Origin of the sequence: Bradyrhizobium diazoefficiens, from assembly GCF_016612535.1 — a bacterium.
GTDB lineage: Bacteria > Pseudomonadota > Alphaproteobacteria > Rhizobiales > Xanthobacteraceae > Bradyrhizobium > Bradyrhizobium diazoefficiens_C.
The window spans coordinates 1,890,651-1,909,698 of the sequence record NZ_JAENXS010000001.1 but is presented as its reverse complement, the minus strand read 5'-3'; the positions used below and the strand labels follow the sequence as shown (position 1 = coordinate 1,909,698).

The 19,048-nt window shown below is 64.4% G+C and carries 13 protein-coding genes; 6 read left to right on the top strand and 7 right to left on the bottom strand.

The features are described 5' to 3' along the window. The first annotated feature begins 137 nt into the window (after window positions 1-137). From JJE66_RS08985 to JJE66_RS08970, 4 genes are all read left to right on the top strand, one after another. Window positions 138-938 carry an AraC family transcriptional regulator gene (locus JJE66_RS08985; protein ID WP_200513874.1) on the top strand — a complete coding sequence of 267 codons (801 nt, stop codon included), beginning with the start codon at window positions 138-140 and terminating at the stop codon, window positions 936-938. 194 nt (window positions 939-1,132) lie between these two features. Then, complete coding sequence (locus JJE66_RS08980) at window positions 1,133-1,999, top strand: 3-keto-5-aminohexanoate cleavage protein (protein WP_200513873.1); 867 nt, start codon at window positions 1,133-1,135, stop codon at window positions 1,997-1,999. Between the two features lie 121 nt (window positions 2,000-2,120). Next, window positions 2,121-3,737 (top strand): acyl-CoA carboxylase subunit beta, encoded by a 1,617-nt coding sequence (locus tag JJE66_RS08975; RefSeq protein ID WP_200513872.1) that lies wholly within the window; start codon window positions 2,121-2,123, stop codon window positions 3,735-3,737. Continuing rightward, window positions 3,734-5,704, top strand: coding sequence for an acetyl-CoA carboxylase biotin carboxylase subunit (locus tag JJE66_RS08970; RefSeq protein ID WP_200513871.1), 1,971 nt, complete (start codon window positions 3,734-3,736; stop codon window positions 5,702-5,704). The genes JJE66_RS08975 and JJE66_RS08970 overlap by 4 nt, the downstream gene beginning before the upstream one ends. 103 nt (window positions 5,705-5,807) lie before the next feature. Here the strand turns inward: JJE66_RS08970 and JJE66_RS08965 are convergent, their stop codons facing one another. The 7 genes from JJE66_RS08965 to JJE66_RS08935 all read right to left on the bottom strand — a co-directional run bounded on the left by JJE66_RS08965 (window position 5,808) and on the right by JJE66_RS08935 (window position 14,249). Next, window positions 5,808-6,803, bottom strand: coding sequence for an ABC transporter ATP-binding protein (locus JJE66_RS08965; protein ID WP_200513870.1), 996 nt, complete (start codon window positions 6,801-6,803; stop codon window positions 5,808-5,810). Further along, window positions 6,800-7,807, bottom strand: a complete 1,008-nt coding sequence (locus JJE66_RS08960) for an ABC transporter ATP-binding protein (RefSeq protein ID WP_200513869.1) — start codon at window positions 7,805-7,807, stop codon at window positions 6,800-6,802. The genes JJE66_RS08965 and JJE66_RS08960 overlap by 4 nt, the downstream gene beginning before the upstream one ends. Further along, entirely contained in the window at window positions 7,807-8,700 is an 894-nt protein-coding gene (locus tag JJE66_RS08955; RefSeq protein ID WP_200513868.1) for an ABC transporter permease, read from the bottom strand. Before JJE66_RS08955 ends, JJE66_RS08960 begins: the two co-directional genes overlap by 1 nt. A gap of 9 nt (window positions 8,701-8,709) precedes the next feature. After that, window positions 8,710-9,657, bottom strand: a complete 948-nt coding sequence (locus JJE66_RS08950; RefSeq protein WP_200513867.1) for an ABC transporter permease — start codon at window positions 9,655-9,657, stop codon at window positions 8,710-8,712. 97 nt (window positions 9,658-9,754) lie between these two features. Next, window positions 9,755-11,353 carry an ABC transporter substrate-binding protein gene (locus JJE66_RS08945; RefSeq protein ID WP_200513866.1) on the bottom strand — a complete coding sequence of 533 codons (1,599 nt, stop codon included), beginning with the start codon at window positions 11,351-11,353 and terminating at the stop codon, window positions 9,755-9,757. Between the two features lie 172 nt (window positions 11,354-11,525). Continuing rightward, window positions 11,526-13,076, bottom strand: a complete 1,551-nt coding sequence (locus JJE66_RS08940) for an AMP-binding protein (protein ID WP_200513865.1) — start codon at window positions 13,074-13,076, stop codon at window positions 11,526-11,528. A gap of 18 nt (window positions 13,077-13,094) precedes the next feature. Next, a complete protein-coding gene (locus tag JJE66_RS08935; protein WP_200513864.1) occupies window positions 13,095-14,249 on the bottom strand; it encodes an iron-containing alcohol dehydrogenase in 1,155 nt (384 codons plus the stop codon). Window positions 14,250-14,595: 346 nt separating this feature from the next. Here JJE66_RS08935 and JJE66_RS08930 point away from each other — a divergent pair, with 346 nt between their 5' ends. Together JJE66_RS08930 and JJE66_RS08925 are read left to right on the top strand one after the other, a co-directional pair. Then, window positions 14,596-15,837, top strand: coding sequence for an efflux RND transporter periplasmic adaptor subunit (locus tag JJE66_RS08930; RefSeq protein WP_200513863.1), 1,242 nt, complete (start codon window positions 14,596-14,598; stop codon window positions 15,835-15,837). Beyond that, window positions 15,834-18,998, top strand: coding sequence for an efflux RND transporter permease subunit (locus JJE66_RS08925; protein WP_200513862.1), 3,165 nt, complete (start codon window positions 15,834-15,836; stop codon window positions 18,996-18,998). Before JJE66_RS08930 ends, JJE66_RS08925 begins: the two co-directional genes overlap by 4 nt. Window positions 18,999-19,048 lie beyond the last annotated feature (50 nt).

Below are 19,048 nucleotides of genomic sequence, written 5' to 3'. Positions count from 1 at the left end.
CGGGGCGGTCTCACACCCTCCCGGAACGGTATCTTTTGCGCGCCATGACAGCGCTATCGCGTCGTGACAGCGCCCCAATTTCCGCTAAGGTGACCTCCGTCCGCAGCGGCCAGAGAGCCGCGCGAGGAGGATACCCAATGGAAGATAGCGGTCGCGAATCCGACCATCTGATGCTGATCACGCCAGAGCGGGTCTTCTATGCCGGCTTGCTCGGCCGGCCCCGTAAGCGGACCCCCGGCTGCTGCCATGTCTATGTCGCGGTGAAGGGCAGCTTGCATCTGACGATCGACGACGTTCTCGCCACCGGCGAACTGTTCGTCACCCTGCCGAACCAGCGACATTCCATTGCCAGCGATTACCGCACCGCCGTCAGCGTGACGCTCGAGCCGGAAAGCATGCCGGATGGCGTGATCGAAGTCTTGGCCCAGCGGCTGATGGGACTGGACCGAGCGGTCTACGCCCGAAAAATTCTCGCCGCCTACACGCTGCTGCGCGAGCGCCGCTACGGCAATATCACCACAGCCGAATTCGACGAGATGTGCTTTGGCGAGGCGCTGCCGCGCCGCGTGCTCGACCCCCGCGTCACCCGCGCGGTCGCCCGCATCGAGCGCTTCTCCGGCGAGCCGGTGACGGCGGATACGTGTGCCGCCGAAGCAGGCCTCTCTGCCTCGCGCTTCCTGCATCTGTTCAAGGAAGAGACCGGCATCTCGTTCCGCTCCTTCCGCGCCTGGAAGCGCGCGCGGCATTTGCTGCACTTCGCCAATCAGGACCTCAACCTCGCCCATCTCGCGCAGGACATCGGCTATCCCGATAGCACCCATTTCAGCCATTCGATCCGCCGCTTCTACGGCCTGAAGCCGCGCGCGATCTTCGTCGGCTCGCGCGATCTCGCGATCTATCGGAGCAGCGAAACGGTGAGGCTGGCAGAGGCGAGCTAGCACCGCACTCGTAGGGTGGGTTAGCGCAGCGTAACCCACCTCTTTAATCTCCGCGGAGATAGAAGTGGTGGGTTACGCCATCGGCTAACCCACCCTAGGGCATCTCGGTTTTCAGCTTCTCCGCGCAAGAAGCTGCATGCCGCGCACCACATGATCTCAAACGTTGAATTCTCAACGTGCGAGACATCTGTGGCATGAGCGACAAAGCCGTCATCACCTGCGCGCTGAACGGCGTGCTCACCGACCCCAAGCAGCACAACGTGCCGGTCACGCCCGAGCAGATGGCGCGCGAGGCCAAAGCCGCGTTCGATGCGGGCGCGTCCATCATGCATATCCATCTGCGCCAGCAGGCGCCGAACAAGGGACACCTGCCGTCCTGGGAGGTAGCCGTCAGCAAGGAGATCCAGCAGGCGATCCGTGAAGCCTGCCCCGGCGTCATTATCAATCACACTTCGGGCGTGTCGGGCCCGAACTACTCTGGCGCGCTTGATTGCATCCGCGAGACCAGGCCGGAGATCGCTGCCTGCAACGCCGGCTCGCTGAACTACCTGAAGGTCAAGGCCGACAATACCTGGGCCTGGCCGCCGATGATGTTCGACAACGCGGTCGAGAAGGTCAAGGACTATCTCGACGTCATGAACGCGGTCGGCACGATCCCCGAGTTCGAATGCTTCGACGTCGGCATCGTCCGCTGCGTCGGCATGTACACCCAAGTCGGCATGTATAAGGGCCCACTCGAATATAACTTCGTGATGGGCGTCGCCTCCGGCATGCCGTCGGATCCCGATCTGCTGCCGATCCTGATCAAGCTGAAGCGGCCCGAAGCCCACTTTCAAGTCACCGCGATTGGACGCGAAGAGATCTGGCCGCTGCATCAACGCTGCGCTGAGCTCGGCGGCCACTTGCGCACCGGCCTCGAGGACGCCTTCTATCTCGCCGACGGCAAGAAGGTGAATTCGAACGGCCAGCTGATCGAGGCCATCGCCGCCTGTGCGCGGCGGGCCGGCCGCGAGATCGCGAGCCCGGCGGAGGCGCGGAAGATCTTTGGGACGAACAGGTAGTGACACACTCCGTCATTCCGGGATGGCCCGAAGGGCCAGGCCCGGAATCCATAACCACGATCGGGAGTATGGATTCCGGGCTCGCGTTCCGCGCGCCCCGGAATGACGGCCAGGAGCTTTGATGTCCATTCTCGAAAACACCATTTCTCCCGGCGGCACCGCCTACCGCGCCAATCGCGACGGCATGCTTGGTCTGATCGACCGGATGCGCGCGCTGGAAGAGCGCACCCGTGCCGCGTCGGCCGCGGCAAAGGACCGCTTCCACAAACGCGGGCAGCTGCTGCCGCGCGAGCGCGTCGCGCTGGTCCTCGATCCCGGCGCGCCCTACATCGAGCTGTCGACGCTTGCCGGCTATATGTTCGACGTGCCGGATGCGAGCAAGAGCGTGCCCGGCGGCGGCGTCATCGCCGGCATCGGCTTCGTCTCGGGCATTCGCTGCATGGTCAGCGCCAATGACGCCGGCATCGACGCCGGTGCGCTCCAGCCTTACGGCATCGACAAGACGCTGCGCGTGCAGGAGCTCGCGCTGGAGAACAAGCTGCCTTACGTCCAGCTCGTCGAGAGCGCCGGCGCCAACCTTTTGCGTTATCGCGTCGAGGACTTTGTTCGTGGCGGCAACATCTTTCGCAATCTCGCGCGGCTCTCGGCGGCAGGGCTTCCGGTCGTCACCGTTACGCATGGTTCCTCCACCGCCGGCGGCGCTTACCAAACCGGTCTCTCGGACTACATCGTCATGGTGCGTGGCCGTACCCGCGCTTTCCTCGCCGGGCCGCCGCTGCTGAAGGCTGCGACCGGCGAGGTCGCAACCGAGGAGGAGCTCGGTGGCGCCGAGATGCATACACAGGTGTCCGGCCTTGGCGATTACCTCGCCGAGGACGACCGCGACGCACTGCGTATCGCGCGCGAGATCATGGCAGCGCTGGAATGGCAGCGGCTGGGTGGGGCGACGTCGGAATTCAAACCGCCGCGCTACGACCAGGACGAGCTGCTCGGCATCATGCCGATGGACCACAAACGCTCCGTGGACATGAAACAGGTGATCGCGCGCATCGTCGACGATTCCGATTTCACCGAGATGGCGCCGAACTACGGCCCGGCCACCGTCTGCGGCCATGCCCGTATCGAGGGCCAGGCGATCGGCATCATCACCAATAACGGCCCGCTTGATCCCGCCGGTGCCAACAAGGCAACGCATTTCATCCAGGCCTGCTGCCAGACCCGCACGCCGATCCTCTATCTCAACAACACCACCGGTTACATGGTAGGCCGAGCCTATGAAGAAGCCGGCATGATCAAGCACGGCTCGAAGATGATCCAGGCGGTGACCTCGGCGACGGTGCCGCAGGTCACCATCTATTGCGGCGCCTCGTTCGGTGCCGGCAATTACGGCATGTGCGGCCGCGGCTTTCATCCGCGCTTCTGCTTCTCCTGGCCCAACGCCAAGACCGCGGTGATGGGCGGCGAGCAGGCCGCCGAGACCATGGCGATCGTGACCGAGGCCGCCGCTGCGCGTCGCGGCAAGCCGGTCGAGAAGGACAAGCTCGACGCCATGAAAGCGCAGATTATCGGCGTGTTCGACGGCCAGATGGATGTGTTCTCGACCAGCGCGCGCGTGCTCGACGACGGCGTGATCGATCCGCGTGACACCCGCGCAGTGCTCTCCGAAGTTCTCGCGATCTGCCGCGAGGGCGATGCGCGCACGCCCCAGCGTATGCAGTTTTCGGTGGCCCGCCCATGAGGAACGGATCAGTGCAGCCGTTCTTCAAGGTCCTGGTTGCCAATCGCGGCGAGATCGCGCTGCGCGTGATGCGCAGTGCGCGGCAGCTCGGGCTCGGCGTCGTTGCGGTCTATTCGGACGCCGATCGCGACGCGCTGCATGTGCGGCAGGCTGACCAGGCCGTGCGCATCGGCGAAGCCTTGCCCGCGCAATCCTACCTCAACGTCCCCGCGATCATCGCCGCGGCAAAGGCGAGCGGCGCGGATGCCGTTCACCCCGGCTACGGCTTTCTCGCCGAGAACGAGGACTTCGCGCAAGCCTGCAAGGATGCCGGGCTGGTCTTCATCGGCCCGTCGCCGCAGGCCATCGAGGCGATGGGCAACAAGGCCGGCGCCAAGGAAATCATGAAGAAGGCCGGCGTTCCCTGCGTCCCCGGCTATCAGGGTGCCGAGCAGGGTGACGAGGTCATGCTCGCGGAGGCCAAAAAGATCGGCTTCCCGGTGATGATCAAGGCGGTCGCGGGTGGCGGCGGCCGCGGCATGCGGCTAGTGACTGACGCGGTTTCTTTCCCCGATGCGCTGCGCAGTGCGCGGTCGGAGGCGAAGGCGGCGTTCGGCGATTCCACGGTGATCCTCGAGCGCGCCATCCGGAACCCGCGTCACATCGAAATCCAGGTGTTCGGCGACAGCCACGGCAACGCCATCCATCTCGGCGAACGCGACTGCTCGGTGCAGCGGCGGCACCAGAAGCTGATCGAGGAGGCACCATCGCCCGCGGTGACGCCGGAACTGCGCGCGAAAATGGGCGAGGTCGCCGTCGCAGCGGTCAAGGCGCTGCGTTATGAAAGCGCCGGCACTCTGGAGTTCCTGCTCGATGCCAGCGGCGAGTTCTACTTCATGGAGATGAACACGCGCCTCCAGGTCGAGCATCCCGTGACCGAGGCGATCACCGGGCTTGATCTCGTCGAGCTGCAACTGCGTGTCGCGCGCGGCGAACCATTGCCGGTGAAGCAGCAGGACATTCGCTTCGCGGGCCACGCCATCGAGGTGCGGCTGTGCTCGGAAGATGCCGCGCAGGACTTCATGCCGCAGTCCGGCCGTATGGCGCGCTGGCAGGTGCCTGACAACATCCGCGTCGAGCACGCGCTGCAATCGGGCTCGGAGATCCCGCCGTTCTACGATTCCATGATCGCCAAGGTGATCGGCCATGGGGCCACGCGCGAAGAGGCGAGGGGCCGGCTGATCGTTGGGCTGGAGCAGCTCACGGCCTTCGGCGTGACCACCAACCAGACGTTCCTGATGTCCTGCCTGCGTCATCCCGGCTTTGCCAAAGGCGAGGCGACGACGGCGTTCATCGGCGCGCACCGTGACGAGCTGTTGGCGCCGCGGGCGGACGCCACATGCGACACTGCGCTGGCGGGCCTTCTGCTCTACGTCACCAACCCACGCGCGCCGTCCTGGCAGAGTGGCCGGAGCCTTGCGGCCACCTTCCCTCTGCCTGCGAAAATCGAAATCGCCGGCCGCGCGCACGAGCTCGAAGTCACCCGCGAGCGCGATGGCAGCTACATCGTCGTCACTGACGGCCGCGAGGACAGGTTCGAGATCGACCGGCTTGATCCTGATTCGATCCGCTTCCGCCATGATAGCTTGATGGACAGCGCAAAGTTCCTGCGCGACGGCGACCAGCTCTATCTCCAGCACCGCGGCATCCCGCTGGCGGTCGCCGATCTCACGCTCGCCGCGCCAAAGGCCGCTGCAACCAACGGCGGCGACGGCAAAGTCCGCGCCGCCATGAACGGCCGCATCGTCGCCGTCTTGGTCAAGCCGGGAGATCGTGTCACCGCCGGCCAGCCGGTGATGACGCTGGAAGCGATGAAGATGGAGCACGTCCACAAGACCGGCATCGACGGCGTCGTCGTCGCGATCGATGTCGCCGAGGGCGAGCAGGTGACCACGGGCAGGATCGTGGCGGAGATCGGAGCGGGGTAGCGAGGCGAACACCGCAATCGTAGGGTGGGTTAGCGAAGCGTAACCCACCGCTTCTGTCGCTGCGGATAATAAAGAGGTGGGTTACGCCTGCGGCTAACCCACCCTACGGGATCGCACTCGGACGCCCCGTCCCGTCATTGAGCAAACACGCCACCCGATGTCCGTCGCCCGCATCCATCAGCGCCGGGCGCTCCGTCTTGCACCGCTCCATCGCAAACCGGCAGCGCGTGTGAAACGCGCAGCCGGGCGGCGGATTGACCGGGCTCGGCACATCGCCGTCCACCAGAGGCGTGAGCTTCTTCGCGAGCGGGTTGGCGATCGGCACGGAGGCGAGCAGGGCCTGCGTGTAGGGATGGCGCGGGTTACGAAACAGCTCGTCCTTGTCGGCGATTTCGACGATGCGGCCGAGATACATTACGGCGACGCGGTGGCTGATATGGGCGACCACCGCGAGGTCGTGCGCGATGAAGAGATAGGAGAAGCCATGCTGCCGTTGCAAATCGATCAGGAGATTGATCACCTGCGCCTGGATCGAGACGTCGAGCGCGGAGACCGGCTCGTCGCAGACGATCAGGCGCGGTTCGAGCGCCAGCGCCCGGGCGATGCAGATGCGCTGGCGCTGGCCGCCGGAGAATTGATGCGGAAAATTGCGCATCTGGTCGGGCCGCAAGCCGACCTGCTCGAACAGTTTCGCGACGCGCGCTTCCAGCGCCCTGCCGGTGGCAAGACCATGCACGGCCAGAGGCTCGCCGACGATGTCGCCCGCGGTCATGCGCGGATTGAGCGAGGCGAACGGGTCCTGGAACACGATCTGCATCGAACGGCGATGTGGCCGCAGCGCCGTCTTGGAGAGATGGGTGATGTCCTCGCCTGCGATGCGGATCTGGCCCGAGGTCGGCTCGACCAGCCGCAGCACGCTGCGTGCCACCGTTGATTTGCCGCAGCCGGATTCGCCGACGAGGCCCAGCGTCTCGCCAGTGCCGACCGAAAATGAGACGCCGTCGACCGCATGCACGGTGCCGACCTGCCTGCGCAGCACGCCGGCGCGGACCGGATAATGCTTTTTGAGATCGGTGACTTCCAGCAGCGCTTCGCTCATGCCACCTCCGCGACTTCGGCCGCGCGCCAGCAAGCGGCGAGATGGCCGCCGCCCCAATCGGCGAGCGGTGGATATTCGGCCTCGCAGCGCTTCACGGCGAGCTTGCAGCGCGGCGCAAAGGCGCAGCCCTGCGGCAGCCGCACCAGTGACGGTACCGTGCCTGGAATTTCGTTCAGCCGCGCCGGAGCGGGGACGCCGGATGCGGGCACCGCCGGGATCGAGGCCATCAGCCCGCGCGTGTAGGGATGTTTTGGCGCGGCGAACAGCGCCTCGACGCTGGCTTCCTCGACCTTCCGGCCCGCATACATCACGATGACGCGCTGCGCGGTCTGCGCGACGACGCCGAGGTCGTGGGTAATCAGCACGAGGCCGGTGCCGAGCTCTTTCTGAAGATCGAGGATCAGCGCCAGGATCTGCGCCTGGATGGTGACGTCGAGCGCTGTGGTCGGCTCGTCCGCGATCAGCAGCGCCGGCCGGCACGCCAGCGCCATCGCGATCATCGCGCGTTGACGCATGCCGCCGGAGAGCTGGTGCGGATATTCGCGCGCGCGCCGTGCCGGTTCGGGAATGCGCACCAGCCGCAGCATCTCGACCGCGACGTCGCGGGCTTCCCTGGTTGACATCGCCCGATGCAGCCGCACCGCCTCGACGATCTGGTCGCCGATCCGCATCACCGGATTGAGCGAGGTCATCGGCTCCTGGAAGATCATGGAGATACGATTGCCCCTGACAGCGCGCATCTCTGCTTCATCTAGTGCCAGCAGATCGGTGCCTTCGAGCGTGACGGACCCGCCGACGATGCGGCCGGGCGGATCTGGCACCAGCCGCATCAGCGACAGTGCGGTGACACTCTTGCCGCAACCGGATTCGCCGACGATCGCCAGCGTCTCGCCGCGCTTCACGGTAAACGAGATGTCGTCGACGGCCTTGAACAGGCCGGAGTTCGTGAAGAACACCGTCTTCAGGTTCTTCACCTCGAGCACGAGATCGGATTCTTTCGTCATCAGCCGCGCTGCCGGGGATCGAGGATGTCGCGCAGGGCGTCGCCGAACAAATTGGCGCCGAACACGGCGAGGCTGATGGCGATGCCCGGGAAGATCACCAGCCACGGCGCGGTGCGGACATATTCGGCGGCGGATTCCGACAGCATGCGGCCCCAGGATGGATAGGGCTCGGGAATGCCGAGACCGAGGAAGGAGAGCGAGGCTTCGGTGAGGATGGTCGATCCGAGCTGGGCGGTCGCCAGCACGATCAGCGGCGCGAGCGTGTTCGGCAGCACGTGGCGGAGCGCGATCCGCACCTCGCTCATGCCGATCGATTTCGCCGCTTCCACAAACGGTTGCTCGCGCAGCGCCAGCGTGTTGGCGCGGACGACGCGCGAGACGGTCGGGATCAGCGGAATGGCAATGGCGAGGATGACGTTCGGCAGTGATGGACCGAGCGCGGCCGTCATGATCAGGGCCAGGACCAGCAGCGGCAGCGCCTGCAAAATGTCGGAGACGCGCTGGAACACGAGATCGACCCAGCCGGAGAGATAGCCGGACGTCAGCCCCACGACGACGCCGATCGAGCCGCCAAGCGCGGTCGATCCGATGCCCACCGCAAGCGAGATGCGTGCACCATGGATGATGCGGCTGAACACGTCGCGGCCAAAGGAGTCCGTGCCCATCCAGTGTGCCAGGCTCGGGCGAGCCAGCGCACCGGCGGAATCGATCGTCAAGGGATCATAGCGCGCGATGAAGTCGGCGAAGATCGCGGTGAACACGAACGTGATCATGATGACGAGTCCGGTCGCGCCCAGCACATGCCGCTGCGCCAGGAACAGCACGCGCCGCCAGCCGCCGGTCGCGTGCGCGCCGGCGCGTCTCAGTTCGACGTCATAGTCGATTGCGGCCAAGCGCCTCTCCTAGTCCGTATATCGGATGCGCGGATCGAACACGGCATAGAGCATGTCGACGATGAAATTCGCGCTGACCACCACGATGGCAATCAGCATGACAAGGTTCTGCACGATCGGATAATCGCGCCAGCGGATCGCCTCGACCAGGAAGCGCGCAACGCCGGGAATGTTGAACACGGTCTCGGTGACGATCAGGCCGCCGATCAGGAACGCCGCCTCGATGCCGATCACGGTGATCACGGGCAAGATCGCGTTCTTCAGCGCGTGATGATAGTTCACGGCGGCGTCGGAGGCGCCTTTGGCGCGGGCGGTGCGGATGTAATCCTGCCGCAGCACTTCCAGCATCGAGGAGCGCGTGATGCGCATGGTCAGCGCCGAGCTGCGGAAGCCGACCACCATCGCCGGGATGCAATAGGTTGCAAACGCCTCGCCAAAGCTCTGGGGGGTCGGATTGAACAGCGGTATCTCGCCGAACATCGCCACCGATGCCGTGAGGACCAGCAGTCCCAGCCAGAATGACGGCAGCGACAATCCGCTGAGGCTGACCACGCGTAGCGCATAGTCCAGCCTCGTTCCTTGCTTCACCGCGCTGATGACGCCGAGCGGAATGCCGATCGACGCCGAGAACAGCAGCGCCAGCCCGGCAAGCCGCGCCGTGATCGGAATCCGCGGCAGGATCTCCTGCAGCGCGGGCTTCTCGGACACGTAGGAATAGCCGAAGTCGCCGCGCAGAAAGCCGCTGATCCAGTGCCAGTATTGCAGGATCAGCAGCTGGTCGATGCCGAGCTCCTTCTCCAGATTGACCTTGTCGGCGGGATCGACATAGCCGGCCGCAGCGAACAGGATGTCGACGATGTTGCCGGGCACGATGCGCAACAGGAAGAAGATGACGATCGAGATCCCGAACAGGGTCACGACCATCAGGAACAGGCGCCGCACCAGATAGGCAAACATCTTTCGCCCTCCGCGAGCCGCTAGAGCATGATCCGGAAAAGTGCGTGGCGGTTTTCCGACAAGATCATGCTCAAAAAAATCTCCTCAGCCTGGCATGCTACTTGTCGAGCCACACGTCCTCGTCGCGAAAGCCATTATAGGAGCTGTTCGACATGATCGTGATTCCCTTGACATAGGGCTGCCAGCACGTGCCGGCCCGCGCATGGAAAATAATCGGACGGGCGACATCCTCCTGCAGCTTCTTGTCGATGTCCCAGACCAGTTGCTTGCGCTTGTTGGTGTCGATCTCCTGCGATTGTACGTCGAACAGCTTCTCGATCTCCTTGTTGCAATAGTTGGTGTAGTTCCGTTCCGAGCCGCAGGAATAGTTCTCGTAGAAAGACTGGTCGGGATCGTCGACCGAATTGCCAGTCAAATTGAGGCCGAGCATGTAGTCCTTGCGCGCGACTTTCGGGAACCAGTTCGCGGTTTCCACCACGTCGAGTGCGCCATCGATATAGATGCTTTTGAGCTGGTCGATCAGGATCACGGCGGGATCGCGATATTCCGCGAGATTGCGCGTCGAAATCTTCACCGCGAGATGCTTGTCGGGGCCGTAGCCCGCCTTCTGCATCAGCTTCTTTGCTTCCTCCCGGTTTGCGTTCACGTCCGGGCCGTAGCCCGGAATGGTTTCAAGTTTGTCCTTGGGCATGCCCCAGATACCCTGTGGCGGCGGCAGCATCGTGCCACCGATATCTGCCTGGCCTTCGAACAGGATGTCGACGAAGGCCTTGCGGTCGAGCGCCATTGCCATCGCCCGGCGAATATCGATGTTGTCGAACGGCGGGGAGGCCGAATTGACGATGATATTGGTCGAGACGTTGGTCGGCTCGACGACGCAGACCGCGTTCGGCGCCTGCGATTTGATGTCCTTCAGGAGTGGAATGGTGATGTGCGTCGGGAACGTCATGTCGAACTTGCCGGCGACAAAGGCGAGGATCGCGGTCGAGCGGTTCGGGATGATCGTGTACTCGATGCCGTCGAGATAGGGCCGGCCCTTCCGCCAATAGTCAGGATTGCGGGTCAGCTTGATCGACTCATTGGCCTTGAACTCGACGAATTTGAACGGGCCGGTCCCGATCGGATGGGTGCGCATGTCCGCCGGAGAGACGTGACAAGGATAGATCGGCGTATAGCCGGAGGCGAGCATCGCCAGCAGCGAGGGTTGCGGCCGCTTCAGGTCGAAGGAGACTTCGAAATCGCCGTTGGGCGTGACGTCGTTGACTTCGCTGTACCAGGACTTGCGCGGATTCTGTCGCAGTTTCTGCTGCGATTTGCCCATCAGGAGATCGAACGTGCACTTCACGTCGGCTGACGTGAACGGCTTGCCGTCATGCCATTTGACGCCTTGGCGGAGTTTGAACGTCAGTTTCTTATTGTCGCTGCTCCACGACCAGCTCTCGGCCAGCTCAGGCCTGAGGGTGTCAGGACTGTTCTGCGCGATGTGTTGATCGTAAATGACGAGATTGTTGAACACCCCCATGAAGGGCACGTTGACCGAGTAGGTCGCTCCCTCGAGGATCGACGCGTTCGCCGGGCTGTCGCGGTGATACATCCGCAGGATTCCGCCCTGCTTGGGCTCACCGGCGAATGAAACGGTCGAAAACGCCAGCAAAGATAGCGCCACCATCGCGGCGAGCGCTCGTACGCTCCGCATCCTCGGTCCTCCCTGGACATCGGCCTTTGTGGCCTGTTTGTCAGGACGATAGCGACGCAGGGGGAGGGAGGCAACCGGCAAGGCCGGCAACGCTCTCGACAATTCGGATGACGAAAGGCCGCAGGGTTTTCTCTCACAATGTGAGAGAAGTTCGCCAGGACGACAGTGGGGCTCACACAATCCTCGACGTCTTATTCCCCCAATACCGGTCCCGCAGCAGTCGCTTGTACAGCTTCCCCGTTGGCAACCTCGGCAATTCCTTCTCGAAGTCGACCGAGCGCGGGACCTTTTGCCGCGATAGCGACGCCCGGCAGAACGCGATCAGCTCTTCGGCAAGTGCCTCGCCGGGCATCACGCCCGGCATCGGCTGCACCACCGCCTTGACCTCTTCGCCGAGATCGGGATTGGGCACGCCGAATACCGCGGCGTCAGCGACTTTCGGGTGGGTGATCAGCAAATTCTCGCATTCCTGCGGGTAGATGTTCACACCACCAGAGATAATCATGAAGGTGGCGCGGTCGGTGAGATAGAGGAAGCGGTCCTCGTCGACATAGCCGACATCGCCGACCGTGCTCATGCTGCCGTCGGCCGAGCGGGCTTCCTTGGTCTTCTCCGGATCGTTGAAATATTCGAACGGCGATCCCGTCTTGAACCAGACCTGGCCCGGCGTGCCGGTCGGGCATGGTTTCATGTCTTCGTCGAGAATGTGGAGATCGCCGAGCAGCACCTTGCCGACGGTGCCGCGGTGGCTAAGCCATTCCTCGCTGTTGCAGGCGGTGAAGCCGAGGCCTTCGGTGGCGCCGTAATATTCGTGGATGATCGGGCCCCACCATTTGATGATGTCGTCCTTGACCAGCGCGGGGCAGGGCGCGGCGGCGTGGACCGCGATCTCGAGCGAGGACAAATCGTAGCGCTTGCGCACCTCCTCTGGCAGCTTCAGCATCCGCGAGAACATCGTCGGCACGAGTTGGCTATGGGTGATGCCCCATTGCTGCACGAGCTGGAGATAGCGCTCGGGATCGAACGTTTCCATGATGACCACGGTGCCGCCTGTGCGGATCGTGAGATTGACCGCGGCTTGCGGTGCCGAATGATAGAGCGGGGCTGGCGACAGATAGACCATGCCTTCGCGGTAGTGCCAAAGCTTTGCGAGGAAATCGAACAGCGGCAGATTGTGCGTTGGCGGTTCCTCCGGAAGCGGCCGGATAATGCCCTTGGGGCGTCCTGTCGTGCCCGACGAATAGAGCATGGAGGTGCCGAGCCACTCATCCGCAATTGGGGTCTTCGGCAGATTAGCGGTCACCTCGGCAAGCCCGACGATGCGGTCACTCTCGCCGGGGCCGTCGGCGACGATGCAGAGCTTGACGTCCGGACAGGCCTGGATCGCCTCGCGGGCAATGTCAAGCTTGGCCACCGACGTGATCAAGATCTTCGACTGGCTGTTGACGAGGAGGTAGGCGAGTTCGCCCGCGGTGAGGAAGGAGTTGATGCAGGTGTAGTATAGCCCCGAGCGCTCGCCCGCGCCGCAGGCTTCGAGATAGCGGGAATTGTTTTCCATGAAGATCGAATAATGGTCGAACCGCTTGAGGCCCTGCTTGCGAAACAGATGCGCCAGCCGGTTGCTGCGCGCATCGAGCTCGCGATAGGTGATGGTCTCGCCTGTCGCCGCCATGATGAAGGCGGGTTGCAGCGGGCGTAGACGGGCATGCTGACCTGGATACATCAGTCCTCCGGCTTTGGATTATGCGGCGAGAAGCAGGATTTCGCGCAACTGCGCTGGGCTCTCGATCTTGCGTGGATTGTGCGGCACCCAGGGCGTGCACATCGCCTGTTCGGCGATGGCGTCGAAATGCTCGGGCGACACGCGCACCTCAGCGAGGCTGCGCGGCATGCCGAGCGAGCGGATGAAGGCATCGAGCACGTCGGCCGCGTCATGGCCGGGAAAACCCATCGCGGCTGCGACGATCATCTGCCGCTCGGGATTGTCGCGCGCGTTCCAGCGCATCACCGCCGGCAGCATGACGCAGGAGGTGTAGCCATGCGGTACCTCGAAGGCCGCCCCCAGCACATAGCCGATGCCGTGGCTCGCCCCCATCGGCACGCCGGCCGCGAGCGCACCCATCGACAGCCAGGTGCCGATCTGCGCATCCATGCGGGCGTCGAGATCGGTTGGATCAGCCTTCACCCGCGGCAACGCGTCGGCGAGCATGGCGAGGCCCTTCACCGATTGCGCGTCGGCGTAAGGGTGCGTCTCCCGCGAGCAGATTGCCTCGACGCAATGGTCGATGGCGCGGATGCCGGTGGACAGAAACAGCCATTCCGGCGTGTGCACGGTGATGGCGGGATCAAGGATGGTCGCACGCGGCACCGTCAGCGGATGCCGCAGCATCTGCTTCACATGCGTGCTGCGGTCGGTCACGCCCGCGATCGATGAGAACTCGCCGCCGGCAATCGTGGTCGGCACGCTGATCTGGCGCACCGTCGGCGGCGTCATCTCCGGCGCGACGCCCTTGTGCACGCGGATGCGTTCGATGCCGTCGATCTCGTCGATGCCGTTGGCAAGACAAAGCTGCACCGCCTTGGCGCCGTCCGTGATCGAGCCGCCGCCGACCGTGACGATCAGATCGGCGCCGGACTTGCGCGCGGCATTGGTGGCCGCGATCACCGCCTCGCGCGGCGTGTGTGCCGGCATCGCATCGAACAGGCCGGCGCAGCGCGGGCCCAGCGCCTGGACGATCTTCGCGATTTCGTCGGTCTGGCGGTTGAGCGTGCCTGATACCATCAGGAAGGCGCGCCGGGTCCCCAGCCGGTCCATCTGCGCGACGATGGCGTCGGCCGCCGGATGGCCGAACACGACCTCCTCGATCGCGCCGTAAACGACACGTCCCTGATGCACGCCTGTCCTCCCCGGACAATTCGTCTTGTTTTGTAAGGGGTAATCTAGCCGAGCCGGCCGTATCAGTCATGTGCGAAGACGCTGGGTGCACGCTCTCTCCTCTCCCTCTCCCCGTTCTTACGGGGAGAGGGTTGGGGTGAGGGGCTCTATCCGCGAGCACGTCGGCCTCTCCCCGCTTGCGGGAAGAGGCGAAGAGAGCGCTGTCAACCCGCCATCCGGCCAGGGCATCGTTCGAGGCATTGCGTGCGCTTTGGTCTTGAAGAGTTCATCATCTCGACCCATCTTGTGGCGCCCGCGGGTATGCGCGTACCCTGCTTTTTCCGCGGCTTTGATGCGAGGACCTGGGATGACTGGACCGGACGGAAACGAGCAATTTGTCAAAACGCGCGATTTCGTTCAGCCCAGGCCTTATGCCAAGCCTTACACCATAGCCGGCATGCTCGTAGCCGCCTTCGCTCTCACCGGTTGCGGCCAACCGACCTCGCAAGCGGCCGCGCCGCCGCCCCCGCCGGTGACCGTTGCCCAGCCGGTCAAGCGCACAGTCACCGATTGGGACGAGTTCACTGGCCGCTTCGAGGCTGTCGAGGAGGTCCAGGTGCGTCCCCGCGTCGGCGGCTTCGTCAACTCCGTCGAGTTCCAGGACGGTGCGATCGTGCATCAGGGCGATCTGCTCTACGTGATCGACCCGCGCCCGTTCGAGGCGGTGGCCGAGCAGGCGGACGGCCAGCTCTCCGACGCCCGGGCCAAGGTGGAGCTTGCCAAGCGCGAGCTCGATCGCGGCCTGAACCTGGTCCAGACCAGTGCGGTGTCCGAACAGGTTGTCGACCAGCGCCGTCAGGCCTTGCAGGCCGCGCACGCCGCCGAGACTCAGGCTGAGGGCGCGCTGAAGGCCGCCCGGCTCAACATCGAGTTCACCCATGTCACCGCGCCGCTCACCGGCCGCGTCAGCCGCCATCTCGTCAGCCCCGGCAATCTCGTGCAGGGCAGCGACACCGGCACGTCGACGTTGCTCACCTCGATCGTCTCGCTCGATCCGATCTACGTCTATTTCGACATGGATGAGACCACCTTCATCAAATACAGCAAGCTGTGGTTCGAGGGTAAGCGCCCGAGTTCGCGCGACACCGCGAACCCGGTGCAGGTGACGCTGGCCGGCGAGACAAAACCGTCGCATGACGGCGCCATCAACTTCCTCGACAACCGTCTCGATGTCTCCACGGGCACGCTGCGCAGCCGCGCCGTCGTCAAGAACACCGATCTCTCAATCCTGCCTGGCCAGTTCGGCCGCGTCCGTCTGATCGGCAGTGCGCCGTACGAGGCGCTCTTGATCCCCGACGTTGCCGTCGCGACCGACCAGTCACGCAAGATCGTCTTCGTGGTGAAACCTGACAACACTGTGGAGGCGCGGCCCGTCGTGCTCGGGCCGCTCGACGACGGCCTGCGCGTGATCCGCGAAGGGCTGAAGGCCGAGGACCGCGTCATCGTCAACGGCATCCAGCGCGCCCGCGTCGGCGCGAAGGTCGCCCCGTCTCCTGCGCAAGCGCCGGCCGGCGCCAAGGTCGGTGCCAAGCCTGGTGACAAGTCATGAATCTTGGCCGCTTGTCCATCAACCAGCCCATCCTGGCGATGGTGCTGTCGATCGTGCTCCTGATCGTCGGGACGCTCGCCTATTCGACGCTGCCGATCTCCGAATATCCGCAAGTGGTGCCGCCGACCGTCGTCGTCACCACGCAATATCCGGGCGCCTCGGCGCAAACCGTGTCCGATACCGTTGCCGCTCCGATCGAGCAGCAGATCAACGGCGTCGAGGACATGCTCTATCTCTACAGTCAGGCGACCTCGAACGGCCAGCTCACCATCACCGTTACCTTCAAGCTGGGCACCGATCTCGACAAGGCCCAGGTGCTGGTGCAGAACCGCGTCGCGATCGCGCAACCGCAGCTGCCCGACGAAGTGCAGCGCAACGGCGTCGTCACCCGCAAGAACTCGCCTGACATTTTGATGGTCGTGTTCATGCTGTCGCCGGACGATACGTTCGACCAGCTCTATATCTCCAACTATGCGCTGCTTCAGGTGCGCGACCAGCTGCTGCGCATCGACGGCGTCGGCGACATCCAGATCTTTGGCGCGCGCGACTATTCGATGCGGCTGTGGCTCGATCCCGACCGTATCGCCAATCTCGGCCTGACCTCGACCGAGGTGCTGGCCGCGATCCGTGCCCAGAACGTGCAGATCGCGGGCGGCCAGATCGCCGAGCCGCCGATTGCCGACCGCGCCTTCCAGCCGAACCTGGTTTTCACGGGGCGGTTGAAAGACCAGAAGCAGTTCGAGGACATCCTGATCAAGGCCGGCTCCGACGGCCGCACGGTGCGGCTGCGTGACGTCGCCCGCATCGAGCTCGGCGCGCTGGCCTACACGACCAACAGCTTCCTGTTGCGCAAATCCGCGGTCGCCATGCTGGTGACGCAGCGGCCGGGATCGAATGCGCTCGCGACGGCAAAACACATCTCCGACACGATGACGAAGCTCAAGGAGAGCTTTCCGAAGGGCCTCGACTACAACATCGGCTACAACCCGACCGAATTCATCGCGCAGTCCGTTCACGAGCTGATCAAGACCATCTACGAGGCCATGCTGCTCGTGGTCGTCGTGGTGCTGGTGTTCCTGCAGGGGTGGCGGCCTGCGATCATCCCGATCATCGCGATCCCGGTCTCCCTGGTCGGCACCTTCGCGGTGATGGCTGCGCTCGGCTTCTCCATCAACAATCTGACGCTGTTCGGGCTCGTGCTCGCGGTCGGCATCGTGGTCGACGACGCCATCGTCGTGGTCGAGAATGTCGAGCGGCATCTCGAGCACGGCTTGAGCCGGCGCGATGCCGCGCTGAAGACCATGGAGGAGGTCGGCGGCGCGCTGGTCTCGATTGCGCTCGTGCTCTGTGCGGTGTTCGTGCCGACGGCGTTCCTGGGTGGCATATCCGGGCAGTTCTTCCAGCAATTCGCGGTCACGATTGCGGTCGCGACCGCGATCTCCTGCTTCTGCTCGCTGACCTTGTCGCCGGCGCTGGCCTCGCAGATCCTGGTGCCGCATGAAGAGAAGCGGCCGCCTGCCGCCTGGAATCTTCTTGCACGTGGTTGGAACGCCTTCACCGGCGCCTTCAACCGTGTGTTCGACCGGCTGGCGCACGGCTATGCCGGGGTCGCCAATTTCGTGATCCGGCATTCGGTGCTGATGATCCTGATCTATGTCGTGCTGATCGGCAGCGCCGGCTGGCTGATCGGGACCACGTCGCAAGGCTTCATTCCGGCACAGGACCGCGGCTACGTCATCATCTCCGTGCAATTGCCGGGTGCCGCATCGCTGGCGCGGACCACCGAAATCGTGCGCGAGATCGAGCGAATCTCGCTGGATACGCCGGGCATCGTCCGCGTCGCGGCCTTCGCCGGTTTCTCGGGCGCCACACGCACGCAGGCCGGCAATGCGGCGGCGCTGTTTCCGGTGTTCGACGAACCCGAGGCGCGACTGAAGAAGGGGCTGACCGCCAACGCCATCACGGCCGAGCTGCGCAAGCGCCTCGCCGCTATCCAGGGCGCCTTCATCATCGTGATTCCGCCGCCCGCCGTGCCCGGCATCGGCACGGGCGGCGGCTTCACCATCCGCATCCAGGACCGCCAGGGCCGAGGGCCCGAGCTGCTCGCGGCGGCCACGGACGAGCTCGTCGCCGCCGCGCGCAAATCGCCCTCGCTCCTTGGCCCCACGGTGTTCTCGCCGTTCTCGGCCAACACGCCGCAGCTGTTCGTCGACGTCGACCGCACCAAGGCGCAGAAGCTCGGCGTGCCCATTGCCAATATCAACGACACGATCCAGACCTATTTCGGATCGACCTATGTCAACGACTTCAACCTGTTCGGCCGTACCTATCACGTCACCGCACAGGCTGATTTCCCGTTCCGCAAGGAGCCTGCCGATCTCGCGCGGCTGCGCACGCGCAACGCCTCCGGCGACATGGTGATGCTCGGCAGCGTGGTCGACTTCAAGGACGTCTCGGGTCCGGACCGCGTCGCGCGCTACAATCTCTACGCGGCGTCCGAGCTTCAGGGCGAGCCGGCGCCGGGCACGAGCTCGACCACCGCGCTCAACGCCATCAAGAAGCTCGCCGACGACACCTTGCCGAGCGGCTTCACCTTCGAGTGGACGGACTTGTCCTATCAGCAGGTCACCGGCGGCAATGCCGGTCTCTACGTGTTCCCGATCTGCGTGCTGTTCGTCTATCTCGTGCTCGCCGCGCAATACGGCAGCTGGACGCTGCCGTTCGCGGTGATCCTGATCGTGCCGATGTGCCTGCTCGCTGCCACCATCGGCGTGCGCATCATGGGCCAGGACGTCAACATCCTCACCCAGATCGGCTTCGTCGTGCTGGTGGGATTGGCGGCGAAAAATGCGATCCTCATCGTCGAGTTCGCGCGCGACATCGAGAAGGAAGGCAAGCCGCGGCTGGAGGCCGTGATCGATGCCTGTCGATTGCGCCTGCGGCCGATCCTGATGACGTCCTTCGCCTTCATCCTCGGCGTGCTGCCGCTGGTGATCTCGTCCGGCTCCGGCTCCGAGATGCGTCAGGCCGTCGGCGTCGCCGTGTTCTTCGGCATGATCGGCGTCACGCTGTTCGGCCTGCTGTTCACGCCGATCTTCTATGTGGTGGTGCGGAACCTGGCGGAAGGCCGGAACGAGAAGGGGACGATTTCGTCATCTTGACCGCTGGCTTATCCACAATCTCGATGTCGTCCCGGCGAAGGCCGGGACCC

Bases quoted from the DNA above. Each gene is read 5' to 3' on its own strand.
- JJE66_RS08985 (WP_200513874.1), top strand. From the start codon at position 138: ATGGAAGATAGCGGTCGCGAATCCGACCATCTGATGCTGATCACGCCA.
- JJE66_RS08980 (WP_200513873.1), top strand. From the start codon at position 1,133: ATGAGCGACAAAGCCGTCATCACCTGCGCGCTGAACGGCGTGCTCACC.
- JJE66_RS08975 (WP_200513872.1), top strand. From the start codon at position 2,121: ATGTCCATTCTCGAAAACACCATTTCTCCCGGCGGCACCGCCTACCGC.
- JJE66_RS08970 (WP_200513871.1), top strand. From the start codon at position 3,734: ATGAGGAACGGATCAGTGCAGCCGTTCTTCAAGGTCCTGGTTGCCAAT.
- JJE66_RS08965 (WP_200513870.1), bottom strand. From the start codon at position 6,803: ATGAGCGAAGCGCTGCTGGAAGTCACCGATCTCAAAAAGCATTATCCG.
- JJE66_RS08960 (WP_200513869.1), bottom strand. From the start codon at position 7,807: ATGACGAAAGAATCCGATCTCGTGCTCGAGGTGAAGAACCTGAAGACG.
- JJE66_RS08950 (WP_200513867.1), bottom strand. From the start codon at position 9,657: ATGTTTGCCTATCTGGTGCGGCGCCTGTTCCTGATGGTCGTGACCCTG.
- JJE66_RS08945 (WP_200513866.1), bottom strand. From the start codon at position 11,353: ATGCGGAGCGTACGAGCGCTCGCCGCGATGGTGGCGCTATCTTTGCTG.
- JJE66_RS08940 (WP_200513865.1), bottom strand. From the start codon at position 13,076: ATGTATCCAGGTCAGCATGCCCGTCTACGCCCGCTGCAACCCGCCTTC.
- JJE66_RS08930 (WP_200513863.1), top strand. From the start codon at position 14,596: ATGACTGGACCGGACGGAAACGAGCAATTTGTCAAAACGCGCGATTTC.
- JJE66_RS08925 (WP_200513862.1), top strand. From the start codon at position 15,834: ATGAATCTTGGCCGCTTGTCCATCAACCAGCCCATCCTGGCGATGGTG.